Source organism: Terrabacter terrigena (genome assembly GCF_042676085.1).
GTDB classification, from domain to species: domain Bacteria; phylum Actinomycetota; class Actinomycetes; order Actinomycetales; family Dermatophilaceae; genus Terrabacter; species Terrabacter terrigena.
In genome coordinates, this window is the sequence record NZ_JBHTKH010000021.1 from 19,490 (window position 1) to 40,712 (window position 21,223).

The window sequence follows — 21,223 nt, forward strand, 5'->3', positions numbered from 1 at the left end:
GTCCCGCACGAAAGGCCGCCATGCCCTCCCACCACCACGCCTGGTCCGCAGACCTGATCGCCCCCGACGACGACTTCGCCGGAGCGCCCTTGCTGCGCAAGGAGTTCGCCCTCGACGACGGCCACGGAGCCGTCACCTCGGCCACCCTGTTCGTGACGGCCCACGGCATCGTCGAGCCGAGCATCAACGGCGTACCGGTGTCGGACGAGGTGCTCACGCCCGGCTGGAGCAGCTACGAGTGGCGTCTGCGCTACCGCACCCACGACGTCACCCGGCTGCTGTCGTCCGGCAGCTCGGTGCTGGGCCTGGCGCTCGGCAACGGCTGGTTCCGCGGCCGCCTCGGCTGGAGCGGGAAGGGCGCGTTCTACGGGTCCGAGCTGGCGGCCCTCGCCGAGCTGCACGTCACCTTCGAGGACGGCCACCGCCAGGTGGTCGGCACCGACTCCTCGTGGCGGTCGGGCCCCTCGGCGACGACCGCGAACGACCTCTACGACGGCCAGAGCATCGACGCCCGGCTCGAGAGCCGGGCCTGGACCGTGCCCGGCGCGGAGCTCACGGGCTGGGTGGGCGTGCACAGTGTCGAGCACGACCCCGCGAGGCTCCAGCCGTATGCCGGGCCAGCCGTCCGTCGACAGGAGGTGCTGAAGCCGGTCCGGGTCTGGACCTCACCGGCCGGCGCCACGCTCGTGGACTTCGGCCAGAACCTCGTCGGCTGGCTGCGCTTCACCGTGCAGGGCCCGGCCGGCACGGAGATCGTCGTCCGCCACGCGGAGGTGCTCGAGAACGACGAGCTCGGCACCCGGCCGCTGCGCTCCGCCGCCGCGACCGACCGGTTCGTCCTCAGCGGCGACCAGGACTCCTTCGAGCCCACCAAGACCTTCCACGGCTTCCGCTACGCGGAGGTCACGGGGTGGCCCGGCGAGCTGGCGGCCGACTCGCTCGAGGCCGTGGTCGTGCACTCCGAGCTGCGCCGCACCGGCACCTTCGAGTGCTCCGACGACCTGCTCAACCAGCTGCACCGCAACGTCGTCTGGGGTCTCAAGGGCAACTTCCTCGACGTGCCCACCGACTGCCCGCAGCGTGACGAGCGGCTCGGCTGGACCGGTGACATCGCGGCCTTCGCGCCCACTGCCGCCTACCTCTACGACGTCTCGGGTTTCCTGGACGACTGGCTGGCCGACGTCGACGCCGAGCAGCAGCACGCCGACGGCCTGGTGCCCTTCGTCGTGCCGGACGTGCTCAAGTACGTCGACGCGCCCTCGTCGTTCCCGGCGCCCGAGAGCACCGCCATCTGGAGCGATGCCGCGGCGTGGGTGCCGTGGGCGCTCTGGCGGGCGTACGGCGACCGCGACGCCCTGGCGCGGCACTATCCCGCCATGACGGCCCACGCCCGACGCGTCGAGTCGCTCCTGTCGGAGACCGACCTGTGGGACACCGGCTTCCAGTTCGGTGACTGGCTCGACCCGCAGGCGCCGCCGGACGACCCCATCAAGGCCAAGGCCGACAACGGCGTCGTGGCGACCGCCTGCTACCACCGCACGCTGCGCCAGGTCGCCGCTGCGGCAGAGGTGCTCGGCAGGCCCGACGACGCCGGCTACTTCTCCGCCCTGGCCGACCGGGTCCGCTCGGCCTTCCGCAAGCACTACGTCTCCGACGGCCGCATCACGAGCGACTGCGCGACGGTGTACGCCCTCGCCATCGAGTTCGACCTGCTCGAGGGCCAGGACCGGCAGGACGCCGGCGACCGGCTGGCGCAGCTGGCGCAGGAGAACGGCTGGCGCGTCTCGACCGGGTTCGCCGGCACGCCGTTCGTCACCGGCGCGCTCAGCTCGACCGGGCACCTCGACGCCGCGTACAACCTCCTGCTCGAGCGGCAGTGCCCGTCGTGGCTCTACCCCGTGACGATGGGCGCCACCACGGTCTGGGAGCGCTGGGACTCGATGCTGCCCGACGGCACGATCAACCCCGGCGAGATGACGAGCTTCAACCACTACGCGCTGGGGGCCGTTGCCGACTGGATGCACCGCACCATCGGCGGCATCGCACCGCTCGAGCCCGGCTACTCGCGTGTGCTCGTCGAGGCCCGCCCCGGCGGCGGGCTCACCTGGGCCCGCTCAGGGCTGGACACCCCGCACGGGCGCGTCGAGACGTCGTGGACCGTCGACGGCGACGCGTTCGCGCTCGAGGTCACCGTCCCCGAGGGCGTCTCCGCCTCGGTGCGACTGCCGGGGCCGGACGGCGACTCCGCCGCGGAGGTCGGGGCGGGCACCCACCGCTACACCGCGACGATCGCCGGCGGACCCGAGCATGGCTGACGACGCCGACCTCGACGAGAGGATCGCGCGACTCGACCTGGCCTCCAAGGTGCGCCTGCTCACGGGCGCCACCATGTTCACCCTGCACACTGCGGACTCGGTCGCGCTCGGTGAGATGGCCTTCTCCGACGGCCCCACCGGCGTCCGCGGCCTGAAGTTCATCGGGGGAGACGAGGTGGCGCTGCTGCCCAACGCGACCCTGATCGCCTCCGCCTGGGACGAGGACGTGGCGCACGAGGTGGGCGAGATCCTCGCCGACGAGGCCGAGCGCCAGCACATCCACGTCGTGCTGGGCCCGACGATCAACCTGCACCGCTCGCCCCTCGGGGGCCGGCTCTTCGAGGCGTACTCCGAAGACCCGCTGCTGACGGGACGGCTGGCAGCGGCATACGTGAAGGGTCTGCAGGGCAAGGGAATCGGAGCCTGCCTCAAGCACCTGGTGGCCAACGAGGCGGAGACCGAACGGCACACTGTCGACAACGTCGTCGACGAGGCGACGCTGCGTGAGCTCTACCTGCTCCCGTTCGAGATCGCGGTCGAGGACTCCGCGCCGTGGTCGATCATGGCGGCCTACAACGACGTCAACGGTGTGCCGGCGACCGAGCACGACGCCGTCAACAACGGCATCGTCAAGCGGGAGTGGGGCTGGGACGGCCTGCTCATGTCCGACTGGTTCGCCACGAAGTCTGCCGCGGCCGCGGCCAACGGCGGCCTCGACCTCGTGATGCCCGGCCCCGACGGGCCATGGGGTGACGCGCTCGTCTCCGCCGTCGAAGCCGGCGACGTCCCCGAGGCGGCTGTCGACGAGCACGTGCGCCGGCTGCTCCGGCTCGCCGACCGCGTCGGCGCCCTCGACGGACCCCGGGCCTGGCGCGAGGACGTGCCCGGCCCCACCGACGCAGCCCGGCGCGAGCAGCTGGTGCGCATCGCCGCGACCGGCATGACGGTCCTGCACAACCACGGCACCCTGCCGCTCCCCGCGGGCGGCACCATCGCGCTCGTCGGTCGGCACGCTGTCGAGACGGTCGACATGGGTGGCGGGTCGGCGCAGGTGCGTCCGCCGCACCAGGTCAGCGTCGCCGAGGGCCTGGCGGAGCTCATCGGGCCGGGGCTGACGGTCGTCGACGGCGTCGACGTCCGCAGCAGGCCGGTGCCCGCGGCGGCCGAGATGGTCACGCACCCCGAGACGGGCGAAGCCGGCATACGCTGCGTCGCCCTCGGCGCCGACGGCAACGTCGTCGCCGACCAGCAGGTGCCCCACAGCAAGGTCTCGTTCGGCGCCGACGACGACCTCCCGGAGCGGCCGGCCCGCGCGCGCCTCAGCGCCCGGGTCCAAGGATCGGGACGGCGCGAGGTGGGCGTCGTCGGGGTCGGCGACTGGACCGTCACCGTGGCCGGGGCGCGCCACGAGCTCACGCTGCGCCTCGAGACCGACGACGTCGGCGAGGCCATCCTCCGGCCGCCGGGCTGGACGACGACCGTCGACGCCGACGGGCCGGTGGACCTCGAGGCCGAGGTCGACCTCACCCACGTGCGGTTCGGCCGTTTCGGCCTGATGGCCCGTCCGGCGTCCGGCCCGGTCGAGACCGTCATCGCCTCGGCCGTCGGTGCGGCCGCGGCGGCCGATGTCGCCGTGGTCGTCGTCGGCCTCACCGAGGAGCAGGAGACCGAGGCGGCCGACAAGTCCACCCTGGCGCTGCCCGGTGCGCAGGACGCCCTCGTGTCGGCCGTGGCCGCCGCAGCGCGCCGCACGGTCGTGGTCGTCAACGCCGCGACTCCCGTGCTGATGCCGTGGCTCGACGAGGTCGACGCCGTGCTCTGGGCGGGCATCCCCGGGCAGGAGGGCGGCCACGCCGTCGCCGCCGCGCTGCTCGGTCTCGTCGAGCCGGCCGGTCGCCTCGTGACGTCGTTCCCGGCAGGCGACGGCGGCTCTCCCGCCTGGCAGGTCGTGCCGCAGGACGGCGTGCTGCCGTATGCCGAGGGTCCCTTCGTCGGCTACCGCGGGCACCGCTCGGGTGCCGCCCCCGACCCGGCCTTCTGGTTCGGGCACGGGCTCGGCTACGGGTCGTGGAGCTACGGGATCCCAGAGGTGGCGGCGGACGACGAGAGCGTCCGTGTCGCAGTGCCCGTCGAGAACATTTCCGACCGTCCGTCGCGCGAGGTGGTGCAGGTGTACCTCGAGCCGGACGAGGGCGAGCATCCGGTGCGCCTCGTCGGCTGGGCGACGCAGCTGGTCGCCCCCGGCGAGACCCAGACCGTCGTGGTCGAGTGCGACGCGCGCCTGTGGCGACGCTGGGACGTCGCCCGCCACGCATGGGTGCGGCTCGAGGGCGGCACCCTGCTCGTCGCGCGGGGGCTCGGCGACGTGCGAGCGAGCATCCCGCTCGACGCCGTGGCTGCCACGCCCGAAGGCGCCGCGCTGGCTCAGTAGGACAGCGCGCCTCCGGCAGTGCGTAGAACGGGGCACGGGGCGGCCCGACGACGTGGCCGCTCTGCGTCGGCTCTGCGCTACTGACGCGTCGGGCCTTCTGAGGCGACGAAGGCCCCGCACCGCTGGTGCGAGGCCTTCGCCGACTGGGGTGAGTGACGGGACTTGAACCCGCGGCCACCTGGACCACAACCAGGTGCTCTACCAGCTGAGCTACACCCACCATGCACAGCACGAGCCGGGCCCTGGGGCTCGGCGTCGTGGGACGGCGTCGCCAATCGTACAGGTTCCCGACGAGTGCTCGTGACCACCCGGCGTCGCGGCGCGCACGACTTCGCGCGGCGGCATACGCAAGCTGCTCGCGTATGCCGTCAGCCCCGTCGCGCGGGTCAGTGCTCGATGACGTGCGGCGTCGCGAGCGCCTTGGCGGTGGCCGAGTCGGGCCCGGGCTGGGGCACGAAGACGGCCTCGCGGTAGTAGCGCAGCTCGGCGATCGACTCGCGGATGTCGGCGAGGGCGCGGTGGCCGCCCGACTTCTTCGGCGCGTTGAAGTAGACGCGGGGGTACCAGCGGCGCGACAGCTCCTTGATCGAGCTGACGTCGATGATGCGGTAGTGCAGGTAGGACTCGAGCACCGGCATGTCGCGCGAGAGGAAGCCCCGGTCGGTGGCGACCGTGTTGCCGCCGAGCGGCGCCTTGCGCGGCTCGGGCACGAACGTGCGGATGTAGTCGAGGACGATGTGCTCGGCCTCCTGCAGCGTCACACCGGAGTCGAGCTCGTCGATGAGGCCGGAGGTCGTGTGCATGTCGCGAACGAAGTCGTCCATCTGCTCGAGCGCCTCGGCCGGGGGCTTCACGACGACGTCGATGCCGTCACCGAGCTGGTTCAGCTCGAAGTCGGTCACGAGAGCGGCGACCTCGACGAGGGCGTCCGACTTCAGCGATAGGCCCGTCATCTCGCAGTCGATCCAGATGATCCGGTCGGCGATGGCTCGGTGGTTGGTGTCGCTCACCGCTCCACCATAGTGTTCGCGCTCCGGGGCCCGGGCCATGGACGGGCCGCGGCAAGCGGGCTGCACTAGCCTGCCTGCATGACCTCAGGGGACGTGACGACCCAGCACCCGGGCGGTGGCGCGGGCAACCAGGCGCAGCAGTGGAGCCCGGTGCGCAACCCGACGCGGCGCCCGCTGCTCAGGACCGCCCTCACGATCGGGATCGCGGCCTCGGTCTTCCTCGTGTGCCTGCTGATCCTCCTCGGCATCCTCGGTGAGCGGCTCAGCTCGCAGACCATCGTCACCTCGGCCCTCATGGCGATCATCCCGCTGCTCATCATCGTGCCCACGTTCCTCTGGCTCGACCGCTACGAGGCGGAACCCGTTCGCTACCAGCTGTTCTCGTTCCTCTGGGGTGCGCTGGTCGCCGTCGTTGGTGCGTTCTTCCTCAACACCTTCGGTCTCAAGCTGCTCGTCGAGGCGAGCTGGACCGACCCGCTCCAGACGGGTGCGGTGTACCTCGCCCCCGTCACCGAGGAGACGCTCAAGGGCCTCGGCATCCTGCTCATCTACCAGCTGCGGCGACGAGAGTTCGACGGCATCGTCGACGGCATCGTCTACGCCGGCCTCATCGGGGCGGGTTTCGCCTTCAGCGAGAACATCCTCTACCTGGGCCAGGCCTACAACGAGTACGGCAACGAGGGCCTCACCTCGACGTTCCTCGTGCGGGGGCTGATGGGCCCGTTCGGACACCCGCTCTTCACATCGTTGACGGGCGTCGGCATCGGCATCGCGGTGTCGGCGCGTCGACCGCTCGTCCGTGTCCTGGCCGTCCTCGCCGGCTGGGTCTGCGCGATGATCCTCCACGGCCTCTGGAACCTCTCGGCCCTCGCCGGCATGGACGGCTTCTTCGAGGCGTACGTGACCTACCAGGTGCCGCTCTTCCTCGCCTTCGTGGCCTTCCTGTTCTGGCTGCGTCGGCGTGAGGGCCGGCTCATCGGCCGCTACCTGTCGCCCTACGCCGACGCCGGCTGGCTGACCCACGCCGAGGTCACGATGCTCTCGCAGCTGCGGCTGCGCCGGGCGGCGCGGGCGTGGGCGCGGCGCACGGGCGGCCGCGCGGCGAAGCGGTCGATGGACGCCTTCCAGGACAGCGCCAGCGACCTGGCCCTGCTCCGCTCGAGGCTCGTCCACGGCACCGCCGAGGACGGCGCGTCGGAGCGCGAGATGGTGCTGCTCGAGGCGATCACGGCGCATCGCCGCGACTTCGTCGGGTCGCCGGTCACCTGACCCGGGCGGTCGGTCCGGCGCGTCGCAACCGGTGCCTATCATTGGACGGCGCCCGCTTCGGGCGACCGCCCCTGTAGCTCAGCGGATAGAGCAAGAGCCTTCTAATCTCTTGGTCGCAGGTTCGAGTCCTGCCGGGGGCGCCTCGCCATGGACGGCGCCACGACTGGGTACGTGTTCACGGCACGCCCGCCGATGGGTTTGGTTGTGCCGACGCAACACGGAAGGATTCAGGCGTGGACGGTGATACAGGGGTGGGCAATGCCCGTCTCCTCTCGGCGGTGCAGGCTCTGCGAGCCGCCGTCTCCGGTGCCACCCTCCCGCTCGACCTACCCGGCGCCCCGGCCGCTCGGCTCGCGCGCACCCGGCTCCTCGACCAGCTCGACGACTACGTCATCCCGCGACTCACCTCGCTCGACGCCCCGTTGCTCGCCGTCGTCGGGGGCTCGACCGGGGCCGGCAAGTCGACCCTCGTCAACTCGGTCGTCGGCCGCGAGGTGACCCTCCCGGGCGTGCTGCGTCCGACCACGCGTTCGCCGGTGCTCATCCACCACCCCTCCGACGCCGCCTGGTTCTCCGGTCCCCGCGTCCTCCCCGGCCTGGCCCGCATCACGGGTCGTCACTCGGCGTCCGACGGCCCCGGCGCCGTGCGCCTCGTGCCGAGCGACGAGGTGGCGGCCGGCCTGGCCCTGCTCGACGCGCCCGACATCGACAGCGTCGTCGAGGCCAACCGTGAGCTCGCGGCCCAGCTGCTCGCCGCCGCCGACCTCTGGGTCTTCGTCACCACGGCCGCGCGATATGCCGACGCGGTGCCGTGGGAGCTGCTGCGCGAGGCCTCCGAGCGGGGCACGGCGCTCGCGGTCGTCCTCGACCGGGTGCCCCCGGGGGCCGTCGACGACATCCGCACCCACCTCGCCGGGATGCTGCGCGAGCAGGGTCTCGACCAGGCGCCGATCTTCACGGTCGTCGAGTCGGAGCTCGTCGACGGCCTGCTGCCCGACGACCAGACGCAGCAGCTGCGCGGCTGGCTCGCTGCCCTCGCGGGTGACGCCCAGGCGCGGGCCGACGTCGTCCGGCAGACGCTCGAGGGGGCACTCGTCTCGCTGGACGCCCGTGCCACGTCGCTCGTCGCCGCATCCGAGGAGCAGACGGCAGCGGGCCGCACGCTCGTGGGCGCTGCCGAGGCGGCGTACGCGGAGGCCGCTGCACAGGTTCGCGAGGGGATGGCCGACGGAACGCTGCTGCGCGGTGAGGTGCTCGCCCGCTGGCAGGAGTTCGTCGGCACCGGCGAGTTCTTCCGCCAGGTCGAGTCGACGGTCTCCCGCGTGCGCGACCGCTTCACCTCGTTCCTCCGGGGCGAGCCCGCCCGCGCCGACCACTTGGGCGAAGCGCTCCAGTCGGGCGTCGAGTCGCTCGTCGTCAACCGCGCCGAGCTCGCGGCCAGCTCCATCGCGCGCGTCTGGCGCACCCTGCCCGGCGGCGACCAGCTCATCGTGGCCAACCCCGGTCTGGCCCGTTCGAGCAGCGACCTGGAGGCCCGCATCCAGCGCCTCGTGCGCGACTGGCAGGGCGACATCCTCCAGATGGTGCGCGACGAGGGCAAGGACCGTCGCACCACCGCCCGCATCATGGCCTACGGCGTCAACGGCCTCGGCGTCGTGCTCATGCTCGTCACGTTCGCCAGCACGGCGGGCATCACCGGAGCCGAGGTCGGCATCGCCGGCGGCACCGCCGTCGTCGGCCAGAAGCTGCTCGAGGCTGTGTTCGGCGACCAGGCCGTCCGTGAGCTCGCACGCAAGGCCCGAGAGCTGCTGACCACCCGCGTCGACGAGCTGTATGCCGTCGAGCTCGCCCGCTACGAAGGAGCTGTCTCGACGTTGCAGGTCGACACCGACCAGACCGACCGCCTGGCCGCGGCCGCCGTCGCCGTCGAGGACGCCCGATGAGCCCGGTCAGGATGGGCCGGGCCGCCGTGAAGAGTGTCTCGGCGGCTGAGCTCGGCGCGCGCACCACCGAGCTGTCCATGGCCCTCGTGTCGGGCGCCGACCAGCTCGACCCCACCCAGGTCCAGCTGGCCCGCCGTGTCGTCGACAAGGCGGTGGAGCGTTCGGGCATCGGCGGCGAGCACACCGTCGTCGCGCTCGCGGGTGCCACGGGCAGCGGCAAGTCGTCGCTCTTCAACGCACTCGTGGGGGCGGACGTCGCGACCATCGGTGCCCGTCGCCCGACCACCTCCCGTCCGACGGCAGGCATCTGGGGCGACGCCGACGCCTCAGAGCTGCTCGACTGGCTCGGGGTCGACGAGCGTCACGTCGTGGAGACGGGCGCCCCGAGCGGCAGCGCCGGCGCGGGCCCTTCCCGGGCGCCGGCAGCGGTCGAGGTCGTCGGGTCGCTCGACGGCCTCGTGCTGCTCGACCTGCCCGACTTCGACTCGCGCGAGCTGTCGCACCGTCGTGAGGCGGAGCGGGTCCTCGAGCTCGTCGACGTCTTCGTGTGGGTGACCGACCCCCAGAAGTACGCCGACGCCCGCCTGCACGACGAGTTCGTCAGCATGCTGTCGCAGCACGACGCCGTGACCCTCGCGGTCCTCAACCAGTCCGACCGGCTGACGAGCGAGGGCGTCACGACACTGAGCAAGGACCTCGCGCGTCTCCTCGTCGCCGACGGAGTGACCGACGCGAAGGTGCTCGCCACCTCGACGGTGACCGGCAACGGCATCCCCGAGCTCAAGCAGCGGCTGGCCAATGCCGTTGCAGGACACGCAGCTTCGCGTCAGCGGCTCAAGGCTGACGTCGTCGGCGCCGCCGTTCGGCTGCGGCCCGGCGTGGCCGATGGCGAGGCCGATGTCGGCGCCATCCCGCGCGACGAGCTCGACACCTCGCTGGCGCGCGCCGCGGGCGTGCCGATCGTCCTGGACGCCGTGGCCCGGGACTACCGGCGAGAGGCCTTCGCCCACACCGGTTGGCTGTTCGCCCGCTGGACCAAGGGTTTCGCGGCAGACCCGCTGCGCCGGCTCCGCCTCGACCGCACGGGCGGCCGGCCGCCGATCCCGGTCGCCATCGACGGGGCCGACGTGCGCGCCGTCCTCGGACGCTCGTCCATCCCGGCACCCACCGTGTCGACGGTGTCGGCCGTCGACGTGGCGACCCGCGCCTTCGTGCGCGACGCATCGCAGTCGCTGCCGGTGCGGTGGGCGCAGACCGTCGAGGACGCCGTCGACCGCGGCGAGGGCAACCTCACCGACGCCCTCGACCGCGCCGTCATCGGCACGTCGCTGCGCGCCCGGCGGCCGGTGTGGTGGTTCAGCGTCAACATCATCCAGTGGCTCCTCGGGCTCGTCGCGTTGGTCGGCCTGGTCTGGTACGCCGTGCTGTGGGGTTTCGCGCTGCTCCAGCTGCCGCGACCCGAGACTCCGGCGGTCGGCATCCTTCCGCTGCCGCTCGTGCTGCTGGTCGTCGGCGTGCTGCTGGGTCTCGGGCTCGGGGTGCTGGCCCGCTTCTGGGCCCGCGTCGGGGCGCGGCACCGGCGCGCGGTCGTCGGCAAGCGGCTCTCCGAGTCGGTCGCGGCCGTGGCCGACGAGCACATCCTCGTGCCGATCGACGAGGTGCTCATGCGCCATCGCGAGACCCGCGAGCACCTCGACGCCGCAGCAGGCTGACCCGCCTCGCCTCGCGCTGGGTCGAGGCGTGCCGTCGCGCTCGTTCGCGAGGGATCACCTCGAGCCGCGGTGGGCTGCGCGCGTCGAGGTGTGCCGTCGCGCCCGTTCGCGAGGGATCACTTCGACCCGGGCCCGGCTGGGCTCGTCCACATCCCCTCGAGCAGGAGGGCGACTGTCCACAGTCCTGTCGTCGGGGCTGTCCCAGGACCTCGACTGACCCGAGGGTGGCTTCAGGCGGCGCCGGGCCGCCATGCACCAGCCAAGGAGCCCACGAATGAACGAGATCCGTATCACCGTCCACGGCAACGTCGTCAGCGACCCCGTCGAGCGGGTCGCCCGCAACGGCACGCCCTTCACGACCTTCCGCATCGCGACGACGCCCTACCGACGCACCGCCGACGGGAAGTTCGTCGACGGCGACACGAGCTTCTACAGCGTGATCGCCTTCAACGCGCTCGCGGCCAACACGGCGTCCGCGCTCCACAAGGGCCAGCCGGTCCTCGTCGAGGGCAAGCTCGCGATCAAGACCTATCTCGGCAACGACGGCCTGTCGCACACCGGACCCGAGATCGACGCCGACCACATCGGACACGACTTCTCGTGGGGGCGCGCGAGCTTCGAGCGGGTCAGCCGCGCAGCCGCCCTGGGCCACGACCGCACCTCCGACCCGGTCGTCCAGGAGTCGGTGCGGGCCCTCTCCGATGCAGGCACGCCGGGTGGGCGGCCGTCGTACGTCGACGCCGACGGTGTCGTCGACGACGACTACGACGCCGAGGGCGCGACGGCCGCGACGGAGGACGGTCAGCGCGTCGACGTCCTCCCGACGGGTGACCCCGAGACCGACGACTACGAGGTCGTCGGGCGCGCCTCGGCGTGAGGTGGGCGCGCCGCGTCGGCGGGGCTCGTCCCCGGCGGCGGCCGCCGGGCCTCGCGGCCGGACGCCGATTCGGTGACGCGTGCGCAGACAGATAGCGTGTGCGCATGGCCGAGTACATCTACACCATGACCCGTGCGCGCAAGGCACACAACGAGAAGGTCATCCTCGACGACGTCTCGATGTCGTTCTACCCGGGCGCGAAGATCGGGATGGTCGGCCCCAACGGCGCCGGCAAGTCCACGATCCTCAAGATCATGGCCGGACTCGACCAGCCGAGCAACGGCGAGGCCCGGCTCGCGACGGGCGCGAGCGTCGGCATCCTGCTCCAGGAGCCGCCGCTCAACGAGGAGAAGACCGTCCTCGGCAACGTCGAGGAGGGCGCGGGCGAGATCAAGGCGAAGCTCGACCGCTACAACGAGATCTCCGCCGAGATGGCCGACCCCGACGCCGACTACGACGCGCTGCTCGCCGAGATGGGCAAGCTGCAGGAGGACATCGACCACGCCGACGCGTGGGACCTCGACAGCCAGCTCGAGCAGGCGATGGACGCCCTGCGCTGCCCGCCCGCCGACTCACCCGTCACCAACCTGTCCGGTGGTGAGCGCCGCCGCGTGGCGCTCTGCAAGCTGCTGCTGCAGAAGCCCGACCTGCTCCTTCTCGACGAGCCCACCAACCACCTCGACGCCGAGTCGGTGCTGTGGCTCGAGCAGCACCTCGAGTCCTACCACGGCGCCGTCATCGCGGTCACCCACGACCGTTACTTCCTCGACAACGTCGCGCAGTGGATCGCCGAGGTCGACCGCGGCCGCCTCTACCCCTACGAGGGCAACTACTCGACCTACCTGGAGAAGAAGGCCGAGCGCCTGCAGATCCAGGGCAAGAAGGACGCCAAGCTCGCCAAGCGACTCAAGACCGAGCTCGAGTGGGTGCGCAGCAACGCGAAGGGTCGTCAGGTCAAGAGCAAGGCCCGACTCGCACGCTACGAGGAGATGGCGGCCGAGGCCGAGCGCACCCGCAAGCTCGACTTCGAGGAGCTGCAGATCCCGCCGGGCCCGCGCCTCGGCTCGACGGTCATCGAGGTCAAGAACCTCAAGAAGGGCTTCGGCGACCGCGTCCTCATCGACAACCTGTCGTTCTCGCTGCCCCGCAACGGCATCGTGGGCGTGATCGGTCCCAACGGTGTCGGCAAGTCGACGCTCTTCAAGACGATCGTCGGCTTCGAGCAGCCCGACTCGGGCGAGGTCAAGATCGGTGAGACCGTCAAGATCTCCTACGTCGACCAGGGCCGCGAGGGCCTCGACCCGAAGAAGAACCTCTGGGAGATCGTCTCCGACGGCCTCGACTACATGAAGGTCGGCAACGTCGAGATCCCCTCCCGGGCCTACGTCTCGCAGTTCGGCTTCAAGGGTCCTGACCAGCAGAAGCTCTCGGGCGTGCTCTCCGGTGGCGAGCGCAACCGCCTCAACCTCGCGCTCACCCTGAAGCAGGGCGGCAACCTGCTCCTGCTCGACGAGCCCACCAACGACCTCGACGTCGAGACGCTCGGCTCCCTCGAGAACGCTCTGCTCGACTTCCCGGGCTGCGCCGTCGTCATCACCCACGACCGGTGGTTCCTCGACCGCATCGCGACGCACATCCTCGCCTACGAGGGCACCGACGAGGACCCGGCCAAGTGGTACTGGTTCGAGGGCAACTTCGAGTCCTACGAGGCCAACAAGATCGAGCGGCTCGGCCCCGAGGCCGCGCGCCCGCACCGCGTCACCTACCGCAAGCTCACGCGCGACTGACCTCGTGACGGCCACGTGTCGCAGGCCACGGGCCGGGCACCTCGGTGCCCGGCCCGTCGTCGTCCCACCCGCCGCAGGGCCGGCACCGCTCACGCGATGAGCGGCGTGACCTCGCGCGACGTCGGGCGCTCTCCGAGGGCCAGCTCCCACGCCACGGCGAGTCGGCGGCCGACCTCGTCCGCCTCGTCGGCGGCCACGCAGAAGGGCACGCGCACCCAGCGGGAGAGTCCTCCCTCGACGCCGAACTGGCCGCCCCGGGCGAGCCGGATGCCCGCGGTCTCGGCGACCCGCGCCAGCTCGTCGCCCCGGGCTGCGGGGAGCTCGCACCAGAGGTTGAGCCCACCGCTGGGGACGCCGAAGCGCCAGTCGGGCACGTGCCGGTGCAGTGCCGCCACGAGCGCATCGCGGCGCGCCCGAGCCTCGCGGCGACGTTCGACGAGGAGCGCTTCTCCCTGTCGCAGCAGGTCGGCGACGACGAGCTGCTCGAGGATCGCGGTGCCGAGGTCGAGACTGTGCCGGGCCTCGATGACCGCCTCCGCGGCGCCGGCAGGGGCCCGCACCCAGCCGACCCGCAGGCCACCCCACCACGTCTTGCCGGCGCTGCCCAGCGTGTGCGTGTCGGGGGAGGTGAGGGCGAAGGGGGACGGCAGGGCGAGGGGGGCGGGGTCGTCGAGGCCCAGCTCGACGAAGGTCTCGTCGACGACGGGGATGGTGCTCGACCGGGCCAACACGGGCGCCAGGGCCTCGCGGGTGGGGCCGTCCATCACGAGTCCGGTCGGGTTCTGGTGGTCGGGGATGAGGTATGCCGCCCGCGCCCCGCTCTGACGAAGCCCCACGTCGATGGCCTCGACGTCCCACCCCGTCGGGGTGAGCTGGGCGGGCACCGCGCGGAACGACGAACGCCGCACTCCCACAATGGCATTCGGGTACGTGGGGCTCTCGACGAGCACGCGGTCGCCAGGCTCGAGGCAGGCGCGCAGGACAGCCGAGAGGCCGCCGTGGGCTCCGGAGGTGATGACGACCTGGTCTGGCGACGTGGGCAGACCGCGCCCCTCGAACCAGGCCGCTACCGCGGCCCGTGTCTCCGGCAGCCCGCGCGGGTCGTAGCCGGCGGTCGCGAGGTGGCGCGGCAGCTCCGTCAGGGCCCGCTCGTAGGCGGCGGTGACCCCCGCGGCGGCCGGGAGGGCGGCATACGTGAGGTCGATGACGTCCGGCGGGACGTCGGTGGGGATGAGGCCGGCCTGTGACAGCGCGAGCCCCGAGGGGCCGGCGGGCAGGCACACGACGCTGCCCGACCCCCGGCGGGTGACGACGAACCCCTCGTCGCGCAGGGCGTCGAGGGCGGCGCCGACCGTGGTGCGGCTCAGGCCCAGCTCGCCCGAGAGCGTGCGCTCGCTCGGCAGTCGGGTGCCGACGAGGACCCGCCCGTCGGCGACGAGGCGGCGGATGCCGTCGGCCAGACCGCGGTACGTGGGTCGGGGCAGGGGATCGGTCCCGAGAAGCAGGGCCAGTGAGCGGGCCGAGAGGGTGCGCATCGGGCCACTGTCCCACGATTGGCCCTTAAAAGTCAGGCCAGTGGGTGTCAGCATCGGGACCATGAGACGCCACGTCCCCCTCGCGAACCTCTCGCCGCGCCAGCAGCTGCGCGCCGGCCGCCTACCGCGCCGCGTGCTCCAGCTCCTCGTCGGGCTGACGCTCTACGGCGTCTCGATGGCCATGATGATCCGCTCGACCCTCGGCCTCGACCCGTGGGACGTCTTCCACGCGGGCATCGCCACGCACGTGCCCCTGACCTTCGGCCAGGTCACGATCGTCGTCGGGGCGCTCGTGCTGCTCCTCTGGGTGCCACTGCGGCAGTGGCCCGGTCTCGGCACCGTCGCCAACGTCGTCGTCATCGGCCTCGCTGCGGACGCCGGACTGGCCCTCCTGACGCCGCCCGAGTCGCTCTGGGCCCGCATCGTGCTCCTCACGTCCGGCATCGTGCTCAACGGTGTCGCGGGCGGGCTCTACATCGGCAGTCAGCTCGGCCCGGGACCGCGCGACGGGCTGATGACGGGGTTCGCCCGCCGCACCGGCCTGTCGATCCGCCTCGTGCGCACCAGCATCGAGGTCGTCGTCCTGTCGGTCGGATGGCTGCTCGGCGGGCCCGTGGGGCTCGGCACCGTGCTGTATGCCGTGTCGATCGGCCCCCTCGTCCAGTTCTTCCTCCCGCGACTCACCGTCGAGCTCGCGCCGGCGGCCGGGTTGCGCGCGGCACCGGCCGCCGCCCCGGTCACCCCCACGGGCGCGACCGGGTCGACGCCGAGCTGAGCGGCCCGGTCGGGCCTCAGGCGGTGAGCCGCCACGAGTGCAGCACCCGACAGGCGTCCGGCTCGTACCACGCGAGGTGGAGCTGCTCGGCGCGGCAGCGCGCGGGCAGACCGGGCCCGACGTCGCGGGTGGTCGATGCCTCGGTGACCTCGCCCGAGACTGCGTCGAGGGTCAGGTGCGGCACGACGTCGTCGAAGGCGCCGGCATACGGCGGGCACTGCGGGAAGGCGTCCCACAGCCGCTGCGTCAGCCCCGCGAACGGCTCCGCCGGCTCGGGGAGGAGATGGACGATGCCGTTCGGGAAGGTGTCGACGCGCTTGAGGATGAAGTCGAACGGCGCTGTGCTCGAAGCGATCCCGGCCACTGTGGCCAGCGCTTCGGGCGTGATCGATGCGACGGGCAGGAACGGGCCCAGTGCCGTGACGTGGGCGTGCACGAACGCAGGGTCGCTCGAGACGTACGCGCCGTCGTAGTGCGCGTGGCGAGCGCGGACGAAGGGCTCGAGCTGCGGCACCGGCACCTGCAGGACGCTGTGCCCGGAGGAGAGCACCCGGTCGGCGTCGTCGACGTGTCGGGTGCTCAGCGCTCGGCGCCCACGAGGCGCAGGGCGAGCGCGGCGTTCGTCGAGCCGATCTCGGTCGGGGTGCGCCGGATCGTCGGGGAGTACCACCGCGCGACGTCCACGACGATGGACAGCAGCGCGAGCGCGGTGTCTGCGCTGTCGTCGACCGTGAAGGCGCCGTCCGTGACGCCGCGGTCGAGGACGTCGCGCACGAGAGAGTCCATCTCCTTGCGCAGGGCCAGCACCTCGGCGTGGTGGTCGGGCGTGAGGTGGTGGTGCTCGTACTGCACGACCCTCGCCACCTGGTACTGCTCGACGTGCCACTCGGAGAAGCGCGCCATGATGTTGGCGAGCTGGTCGGCCGGGGTGGGGCCGTCGGCGATGGCCGAGCGCAGCAGCCGCAGGGCCGACTCGTGGCCGCTGCGGCTGAGGTTGAAGAGCAGCTCCTCCTTCGACCCGAAGTGGACGTAGACGCCGGCGGGGGAGAGGCCGGCGCCGGACGCGATGTCACGCGTGGTCGTGGCGTGGAAGCCCTTGTCGGCGAACGCGTGGGCTGCGGCCTGCAGCAGCCGGTCGACGGTCGTCGCGTCGGGGTCCGACGTCGGCGGGGTCGTCGCGGGCGGTGTGGTGGGCTGCGGCACGTTGACAGCATGCCCCAGCGGAGTCAGACTAAGCAAGCGCTTAGTTACCGATCGGTACCTGCGCGCCGCACCCGTGAGCACGCCCGATGGAGGACGCCATGCCCCGCAACATCTACGACGAGGACCACGAGGCGATGCGCGCGTCGGCGCGCGAGTTCGTCGCCCGCACGCTCGCCCCCCGCGCCGAGGAGATGGTCGAGCTCAAGTCGATCCCGCGCGACATCTGGCTCGCTGCGGGCAAGCAGGGCTTCTTCGGCTTCGACATCCCCGAGGAGTTCGGCGGCGCCGGGGTCGACGACTACCGCTTCAACGCCGTCGTCGCCGAGGAGATGTCGCGCTTCAACGCGGCGACGAGCTCGTGCTTCGGCATCCACTCCGACGTCTGCCCGCCCTACATCGTGGACCTCGGCACCGACGCGCAGAAGCAGCGATGGCTGCCCGGCATGGCGAGCGGCGACCTGATCTGCGCCATCGCGATGACCGAGCCCTCCGGCGGCTCCGACCTCGCCGCCCTCAAGACCACCGCCGTGCGCGACGGCGACGGCTGGCTGCTCAACGGCTCGAAGACCTTCATCACCAACGGCTACCAGGCCGACCTCGTCATCGTCGCGGCCCGCACCGACCCGTCCAAGGGCGCCAAGGGCATCACCCTCTTCATGGTCGAGCGAGGCATGGCGGGCTTCAACAACGGGCGCAAGCTCGACAAGGTCGGCATGGACGAGTCCGACACCGCCGAGCTCTTCTTCGAGAACGTGCGTGTGCCCGACGAGAACCGCCTCGGCGCGGAGGGCATGGGCTTCATCGCGATGATGCAGCGCCTCCCGCAGGAGCGCATCGGGGCCGCCGTGTCCAACGTCGCCCACGCGAAGAAGATCCTCGAGGAGACGATCCAGTACGCCAAGGACCGCAAGGCCTTCGGCCAGCCGATCGGCGCGTTCCAGCACAACAAGTTCCTCATGGCCGAGCTCGTGACGAAGATCGAGGTCGCCGAGGCCTACGTCGACGACTGCGTCGCCGCGCACGCCGAGGGCAGGCTCACGGCCGTCGACGCCGCCAAGGCCAAGTGGTGGAGCTCGCAGGTGCAGAACGACGTGCTCGACCACTGCGTGCAGCTCCACGGCGGCTACGGCTTCATGAACGAGTACCGCGTCGCGCGGGCCTGGCGTGACGCCCGCGTGACGAAGATCTGGGCCGGCTCCAACGAGATCATGAAGGAGCTCATCGGCCGGGACCTCGGCTTCTGATGGGGGTCCACTCCGGAGCGGTCGCCGTCGTCACGGGGGCGAGCCGTGGCATCGGCCTCGGCATCGCCGAGCGGCTCGTCGCCGACGGTGCCAAGGTGGTCATCACCGCACGCAAGCCCGAGGCGCTGGCCGATGCGGTCGAGCAGCTCGGCGGCCCCGAGCACGCGATCGGCATCGCGGGCAACGCCGCCGACGAGGCGCACCAGGACGAGGTCGTCGCCGCGGCCCACAACGCGTTCGGCGGCCTGCACCTGCTCGTCAACAACACCGGCATCAACCCTGCCTACGGGCCCATGCTCGACAGTGGTCTCGACATCGCCCGGAAGGTGCTCGACGTCAACGTCGTCGCCGCGTTCTCGTGGATCAAGAAGGCGGTGGCGGCGGGGCTCGGCGACGCCGACCACCCGGGGGCCGTCGTCAACCTCGCATCGGTCGCCGGGCAGGGAGCCAGCGGCGTCATCGGCTGGTACGGCGTGTCCAAGGCGGCACTCATCCACCTGACGACCGAGCTCGGATACGAGCTCGGCCCGGACGTGCGCGTCAACGCGGTCGCGCCGGCCGTCGTCAAGACGAAGTTCGCCGAGGCGCTCTACGAGGGGCGCGAGGAGAAGGTCGTCCGCGCGTACCCGATGAAGCGTCTGGGCCTGCCGGAGGACGTCGCCGGGGCGGTCAGCTTCCTGCTCAGCCGCGACGCGTCCTGGATCACCGGCCAGACGCTGACCATCGACGGCGGTGTCACCCTGGGCGGTGCGCTCTGACGCGCGTTCCTCAAGTGCTTGTGCGACAAGCGGATTCGTCGCACCACCAACACTCCGGCCCCCTGCGCACGCACGGGGCCGGACGCATGTCGAGTCGGGTTTGACACAGCTGAGGTAAGCCTTACTAAGGTAAGGCTTACCTAAAGTCGCCCTGCCTGGAGTCTCCGGCAGAGGCGGCCTGGGTCCCGTCCCCTGACAGAGAGACCAGCTCACGTGTCCCGCCTGAGATCCGCCATCGTCACTGCCACCTCGATCGCCGCTGCAGCGGCGCTCGTCCTCGCGGGCTGCACCACCGGTCCGACGGACGGCAGCGCTGCACAGACCCCCGCGGGGGCCGAGACCGCTGCAGGCGCAGCCGATGCGGCGGCATACCCGGTCACCCTCACCGACGCCTTCGGCAGCGCCACCATCGCCAAGGAGCCGAAGCGCGTCGTCACGCTCGGGTGGTCGGACGCCGACCACGTCGCGGCCCTCGGCGTCGCCCCCGTGGGCGCGCCCAAGGTCACCTGGGGTGGCAACAAGAACCTCTCGACCGACTGGTTCGACGAGCAGCTCGCCACGATCGGCGGGACGCAGCCGGCTCGCTTCGACGACGCCGACGGCAACCCGGTCGAGGAGATCGCCAAGCTGCAGCCCGACCTCATCCTCGCGACGAACTCCGGCATCACGAAGGACGAGTACGACAAGCTGAGCAAGCTCGCGCCCGTCGTGGCGTACCCGAAGGTCGCCTACGGCACCGCCTGGCAGGACTCGCTCGAGACCATCGGCAAGGCCCTCGGCCGCTCGAAGCAGGCGGCAGAGGTGGAGAAGAGGACCGTCGCGGCGATCGACGCGGCGAAGGCGAAGTACCCGCAGCTCGCCGGGAAGACCTTCATCTACGGCTACATCGCGCCGACCGACCTGTCGCAGATCGGCTTCTACACCCCGAGCGACCTGCGCCCGCAGATGCTCACCCAGCTCGGCATGAGGAACGCACCGTTCGTCGAGCAGCGCGCCAGGAGCTCCAAGGAGTTCTACCTGAGCGTCAGCTCCGAGCAGGCGGCGTCGCTCACGGCCGACGTGTTCCTCACCTACGTCACCGCGGACTCCGAGGTTCCGGCCATGAGGAAGGACCCGCTCGTCGGGCAGGTGCCGGCCATCAGGTCGGGCGCCCTCGTCGCGACCAAGGACCAGAAGGTCGGCCTGACGATGAGCTCCCCGACGCCGCTGTCCATCCCCTACATGACCGAGCTCTTCGTGCCGCTCGTCGCAGCTGCCGCCGACAAAGCCGACGCCGCGCGATGACCGGCACATCGACTGCCGACCGGACCGGTGTCACGGCCACGGCCGCCGCCCGCTCCGGCGGTGCGTCGCGCGTCCCCGTCGTCGTGCTCGTCGTCCTCCTGGTCGCCGCAGTGCTCGCGTCGATCGCCTTCGGTTCCAAGGCGACGGGGCTCGGTGACGTCCTGCAGGTGCTCACCGGACGCGGCGACGCCGTTGCCGACCGAGGCATCATCGAGGCACGCGTGGCGCGCACGGCGGTCGGCTTCGTCGTCGGGGCGGCCCTGGCCGTCGCGGGTGCCGCCATGCAGGGCCTGACCCGCAACCCCCTCGCCGACCCGGGGCTGCTGGGTGTCAACGCCGGCGCCGCCCTCGCCGTCGTCGTCGCCATCGCGGTCTTCGGGGTGGGCTCGCTCACGGGCTACGTGTGGTGGGCCATGGGTGGCGCCGGGCTCGCTGCCGTGCTCGTGCACGCCCTGGCGGCACTGGCGGGCCGAGGCATGACACCGTTGCGGCTCACGCTCGCCGGTGCCGCGGTCACCGCCGGGCTCGCGAGCTGGTCGTCGGGTCTGCTCGTCTCGAGCAAGCAGTCCTTCGACTCCTTCCGCTTCTGGCAGGTCGGCACCATCGGCGGTCGCGGCATCGACCTCGTCAGCACGGTGCTGCCGTTCTTGGTCGTCGGTCTCGTCGTCGTGCTCCTCACGGTCCGACAGCTGAACGCCCTGGCCCTCGGCGACGACCTCGCGCGCGGTCTCGGCGAGAACGTCGTGCTGGCGCGCGCCGCGGTCGCGGTCGGCGTCGCGGTCCTCTGCGGCACCGCGACCGCCCTCGCCGGGCCGATCGGCTTCCTCGGCCTGGTCGTGCCCCACGTCGCCCGCCTCGTCGTCGGCCCCGACCACCGCCGCATCGTGCCCGTGTGCCTCGTCGCCGGCCCGACGCTGCTGCTCCTGGCGGACACGGTCGGGCGCCTCGTCGCCCCGCCCGGCGAGGTGCAGGCCGGCATCATGACAGCCGTCATCGGCGTCCCGTTCTTCGTGCTGCTCGTGCGTCGCGGACGGATGGCGAGCCTGTGACCGCCACCCCTTCTGCCACTGCCACTGCCTT

Annotated in this window: 16 protein-coding genes and 2 tRNA genes; 13 read left to right on the forward strand and 5 right to left on the reverse strand. The window is 71.9% G+C overall.

Going from position 1 to position 21,223, the window contains the following annotated elements; genetic code table 11:
* Positions 1-20 precede the first annotated feature (20 nt).
* Together ACFQ2V_RS19900 and ACFQ2V_RS19905 are read left to right on the forward strand one after the other, a co-directional pair.
* The gene (locus tag ACFQ2V_RS19900; protein WP_386054680.1) at positions 21-2,315 is read left to right on the forward strand and encodes an alpha-L-rhamnosidase; all 2,295 of its coding nucleotides are present in this window, start codon (positions 21-23) and stop codon (positions 2,313-2,315) included.
* Positions 2,308-4,746: a beta-glucosidase family protein gene (locus ACFQ2V_RS19905; RefSeq protein WP_386054681.1), complete on the forward strand. Its 2,439-nt coding sequence runs from the start codon at positions 2,308-2,310 to the stop codon at positions 4,744-4,746. Before ACFQ2V_RS19900 ends, ACFQ2V_RS19905 begins: the two co-directional genes overlap by 8 nt.
* Before the next feature lie 144 nt (positions 4,747-4,890).
* Here the strand turns inward: ACFQ2V_RS19905 and ACFQ2V_RS19910 are convergent.
* Positions 4,891-4,966, reverse strand: a tRNA-His gene (locus ACFQ2V_RS19910).
* Between the two features lie 166 nt (positions 4,967-5,132).
* Positions 5,133-5,699 (reverse strand): oligoribonuclease, encoded by a 567-nt coding sequence (gene orn / locus ACFQ2V_RS19915; RefSeq protein WP_386054708.1) that lies wholly within the window; start codon positions 5,697-5,699, stop codon positions 5,133-5,135.
* A gap of 135 nt (positions 5,700-5,834) precedes the next feature.
* Between orn and ACFQ2V_RS19920 the strand changes: the two genes are divergently transcribed.
* The 6 genes from ACFQ2V_RS19920 to ettA all read left to right on the forward strand — a co-directional run bounded on the left by ACFQ2V_RS19920 (position 5,835) and on the right by ettA (position 13,344).
* Entirely contained in the window at positions 5,835-7,025 is a 1,191-nt protein-coding gene (locus ACFQ2V_RS19920; RefSeq protein WP_386054682.1) for a PrsW family intramembrane metalloprotease, read from the forward strand.
* A 67-nt stretch (positions 7,026-7,092) separates the two neighbouring features.
* Positions 7,093-7,165: transfer RNA gene (locus ACFQ2V_RS19925), tRNA-Arg, on the forward strand.
* A gap of 93 nt (positions 7,166-7,258) precedes the next feature.
* Positions 7,259-8,968: a dynamin family protein gene (locus ACFQ2V_RS19930; protein ID WP_386054683.1), complete on the forward strand. Its 1,710-nt coding sequence runs from the start codon at positions 7,259-7,261 to the stop codon at positions 8,966-8,968.
* Positions 8,965-10,680 carry a GTPase gene (locus tag ACFQ2V_RS19935; RefSeq protein ID WP_386054684.1) on the forward strand — a complete coding sequence of 572 codons (1,716 nt, stop codon included), beginning with the start codon at positions 8,965-8,967 and terminating at the stop codon, positions 10,678-10,680. Before ACFQ2V_RS19930 ends, ACFQ2V_RS19935 begins: the two co-directional genes overlap by 4 nt.
* A gap of 274 nt (positions 10,681-10,954) precedes the next feature.
* A complete protein-coding gene (locus ACFQ2V_RS19940) occupies positions 10,955-11,557 on the forward strand; it encodes a single-stranded DNA-binding protein (protein WP_386054685.1) in 603 nt (200 codons plus the stop codon).
* Between the two features lie 104 nt (positions 11,558-11,661).
* Entirely contained in the window at positions 11,662-13,344 is a 1,683-nt protein-coding gene (gene ettA / locus ACFQ2V_RS19945; protein ID WP_386054686.1) for an energy-dependent translational throttle protein EttA, read from the forward strand.
* 89 nt (positions 13,345-13,433) lie between these two features.
* Here ettA and yczR read toward each other — a convergent pair whose 3' ends face one another.
* Positions 13,434-14,879: a MocR-like transcription factor YczR gene (yczR, locus tag ACFQ2V_RS19950; RefSeq protein WP_386054687.1), complete on the reverse strand. Its 1,446-nt coding sequence runs from the start codon at positions 14,877-14,879 to the stop codon at positions 13,434-13,436.
* Between the two features lie 61 nt (positions 14,880-14,940).
* On the opposite strand from yczR, the gene yczE reads away from it, so the two are divergent.
* Positions 14,941-15,654, forward strand: a complete 714-nt coding sequence (yczE, locus tag ACFQ2V_RS19955; protein WP_386054688.1) for a membrane protein YczE — start codon at positions 14,941-14,943, stop codon at positions 15,652-15,654.
* Positions 15,655-15,670: 16 nt separating this feature from the next.
* Here the strand turns inward: yczE and ACFQ2V_RS19960 are convergent, their stop codons facing one another.
* On the reverse strand, positions 15,671-16,174 hold the full coding sequence (locus ACFQ2V_RS19960; protein ID WP_386054689.1) for a 2'-5' RNA ligase family protein: 504 nt from the start codon (positions 16,172-16,174) through the stop codon (positions 15,671-15,673).
* Between the two features lie 59 nt (positions 16,175-16,233).
* Positions 16,234-16,857 (reverse strand): TetR/AcrR family transcriptional regulator, encoded by a 624-nt coding sequence (locus ACFQ2V_RS19965; RefSeq protein WP_386054690.1) that lies wholly within the window; start codon positions 16,855-16,857, stop codon positions 16,234-16,236.
* A 98-nt stretch (positions 16,858-16,955) separates the two neighbouring features.
* On the opposite strand from ACFQ2V_RS19965, the gene ACFQ2V_RS19970 reads away from it, so the two are divergent.
* The 4 genes from ACFQ2V_RS19970 (at position 16,956) to ACFQ2V_RS19985 (ending at position 21,192) form a co-directional block, all read left to right on the forward strand.
* Entirely contained in the window at positions 16,956-18,101 is a 1,146-nt protein-coding gene (locus tag ACFQ2V_RS19970) for an acyl-CoA dehydrogenase family protein (RefSeq protein ID WP_386054691.1), read from the forward strand.
* Entirely contained in the window at positions 18,101-18,859 is a 759-nt protein-coding gene (locus ACFQ2V_RS19975) for an SDR family oxidoreductase (protein WP_386054692.1), read from the forward strand. The genes ACFQ2V_RS19970 and ACFQ2V_RS19975 overlap by 1 nt, the downstream gene beginning before the upstream one ends.
* 213 nt (positions 18,860-19,072) lie before the next feature.
* Complete coding sequence (locus ACFQ2V_RS19980) at positions 19,073-20,143, forward strand: iron-siderophore ABC transporter substrate-binding protein (protein WP_386054693.1); 1,071 nt, start codon at positions 19,073-19,075, stop codon at positions 20,141-20,143.
* Complete coding sequence (locus tag ACFQ2V_RS19985) at positions 20,140-21,192, forward strand: FecCD family ABC transporter permease (protein WP_386054694.1); 1,053 nt, start codon at positions 20,140-20,142, stop codon at positions 21,190-21,192. Before ACFQ2V_RS19980 ends, ACFQ2V_RS19985 begins: the two co-directional genes overlap by 4 nt.
* The last annotated feature ends 31 nt before the right edge of the window (positions 21,193-21,223 follow it).

What these genes read in the sequence shown, in the direction of transcription:
- ACFQ2V_RS19900 (WP_386054680.1), top strand. Translation starts at nt 21, where the DNA reads ATGCCCTCCCACCACCACGCCTGGTCCGCAGACCTGATCGCCCCCGAC.
- ACFQ2V_RS19905 (WP_386054681.1), top strand. Translation starts at nt 2,308, where the DNA reads ATGGCTGACGACGCCGACCTCGACGAGAGGATCGCGCGACTCGACCTG.
- orn (WP_386054708.1), bottom strand. Translation starts at nt 5,699, where the DNA reads ATGACGGGCCTATCGCTGAAGTCGGACGCCCTCGTCGAGGTCGCCGCT.
- ACFQ2V_RS19920 (WP_386054682.1), top strand. Translation starts at nt 5,835, where the DNA reads ATGACCTCAGGGGACGTGACGACCCAGCACCCGGGCGGTGGCGCGGGC.
- ACFQ2V_RS19935 (WP_386054684.1), top strand. Translation starts at nt 8,965, where the DNA reads ATGAGCCCGGTCAGGATGGGCCGGGCCGCCGTGAAGAGTGTCTCGGCG.
- ACFQ2V_RS19940 (WP_386054685.1), top strand. Translation starts at nt 10,955, where the DNA reads ATGAACGAGATCCGTATCACCGTCCACGGCAACGTCGTCAGCGACCCC.
- ettA (WP_386054686.1), top strand. Translation starts at nt 11,662, where the DNA reads ATGGCCGAGTACATCTACACCATGACCCGTGCGCGCAAGGCACACAAC.
- yczR (WP_386054687.1), bottom strand. Translation starts at nt 14,879, where the DNA reads ATGCGCACCCTCTCGGCCCGCTCACTGGCCCTGCTTCTCGGGACCGAT.
- yczE (WP_386054688.1), top strand. Translation starts at nt 14,941, where the DNA reads ATGAGACGCCACGTCCCCCTCGCGAACCTCTCGCCGCGCCAGCAGCTG.
- ACFQ2V_RS19970 (WP_386054691.1), top strand. Translation starts at nt 16,956, where the DNA reads ATGCCCCGCAACATCTACGACGAGGACCACGAGGCGATGCGCGCGTCG.
- ACFQ2V_RS19975 (WP_386054692.1), top strand. Translation starts at nt 18,101, where the DNA reads ATGGGGGTCCACTCCGGAGCGGTCGCCGTCGTCACGGGGGCGAGCCGT.
- ACFQ2V_RS19985 (WP_386054694.1), top strand. Translation starts at nt 20,140, where the DNA reads ATGACCGGCACATCGACTGCCGACCGGACCGGTGTCACGGCCACGGCC.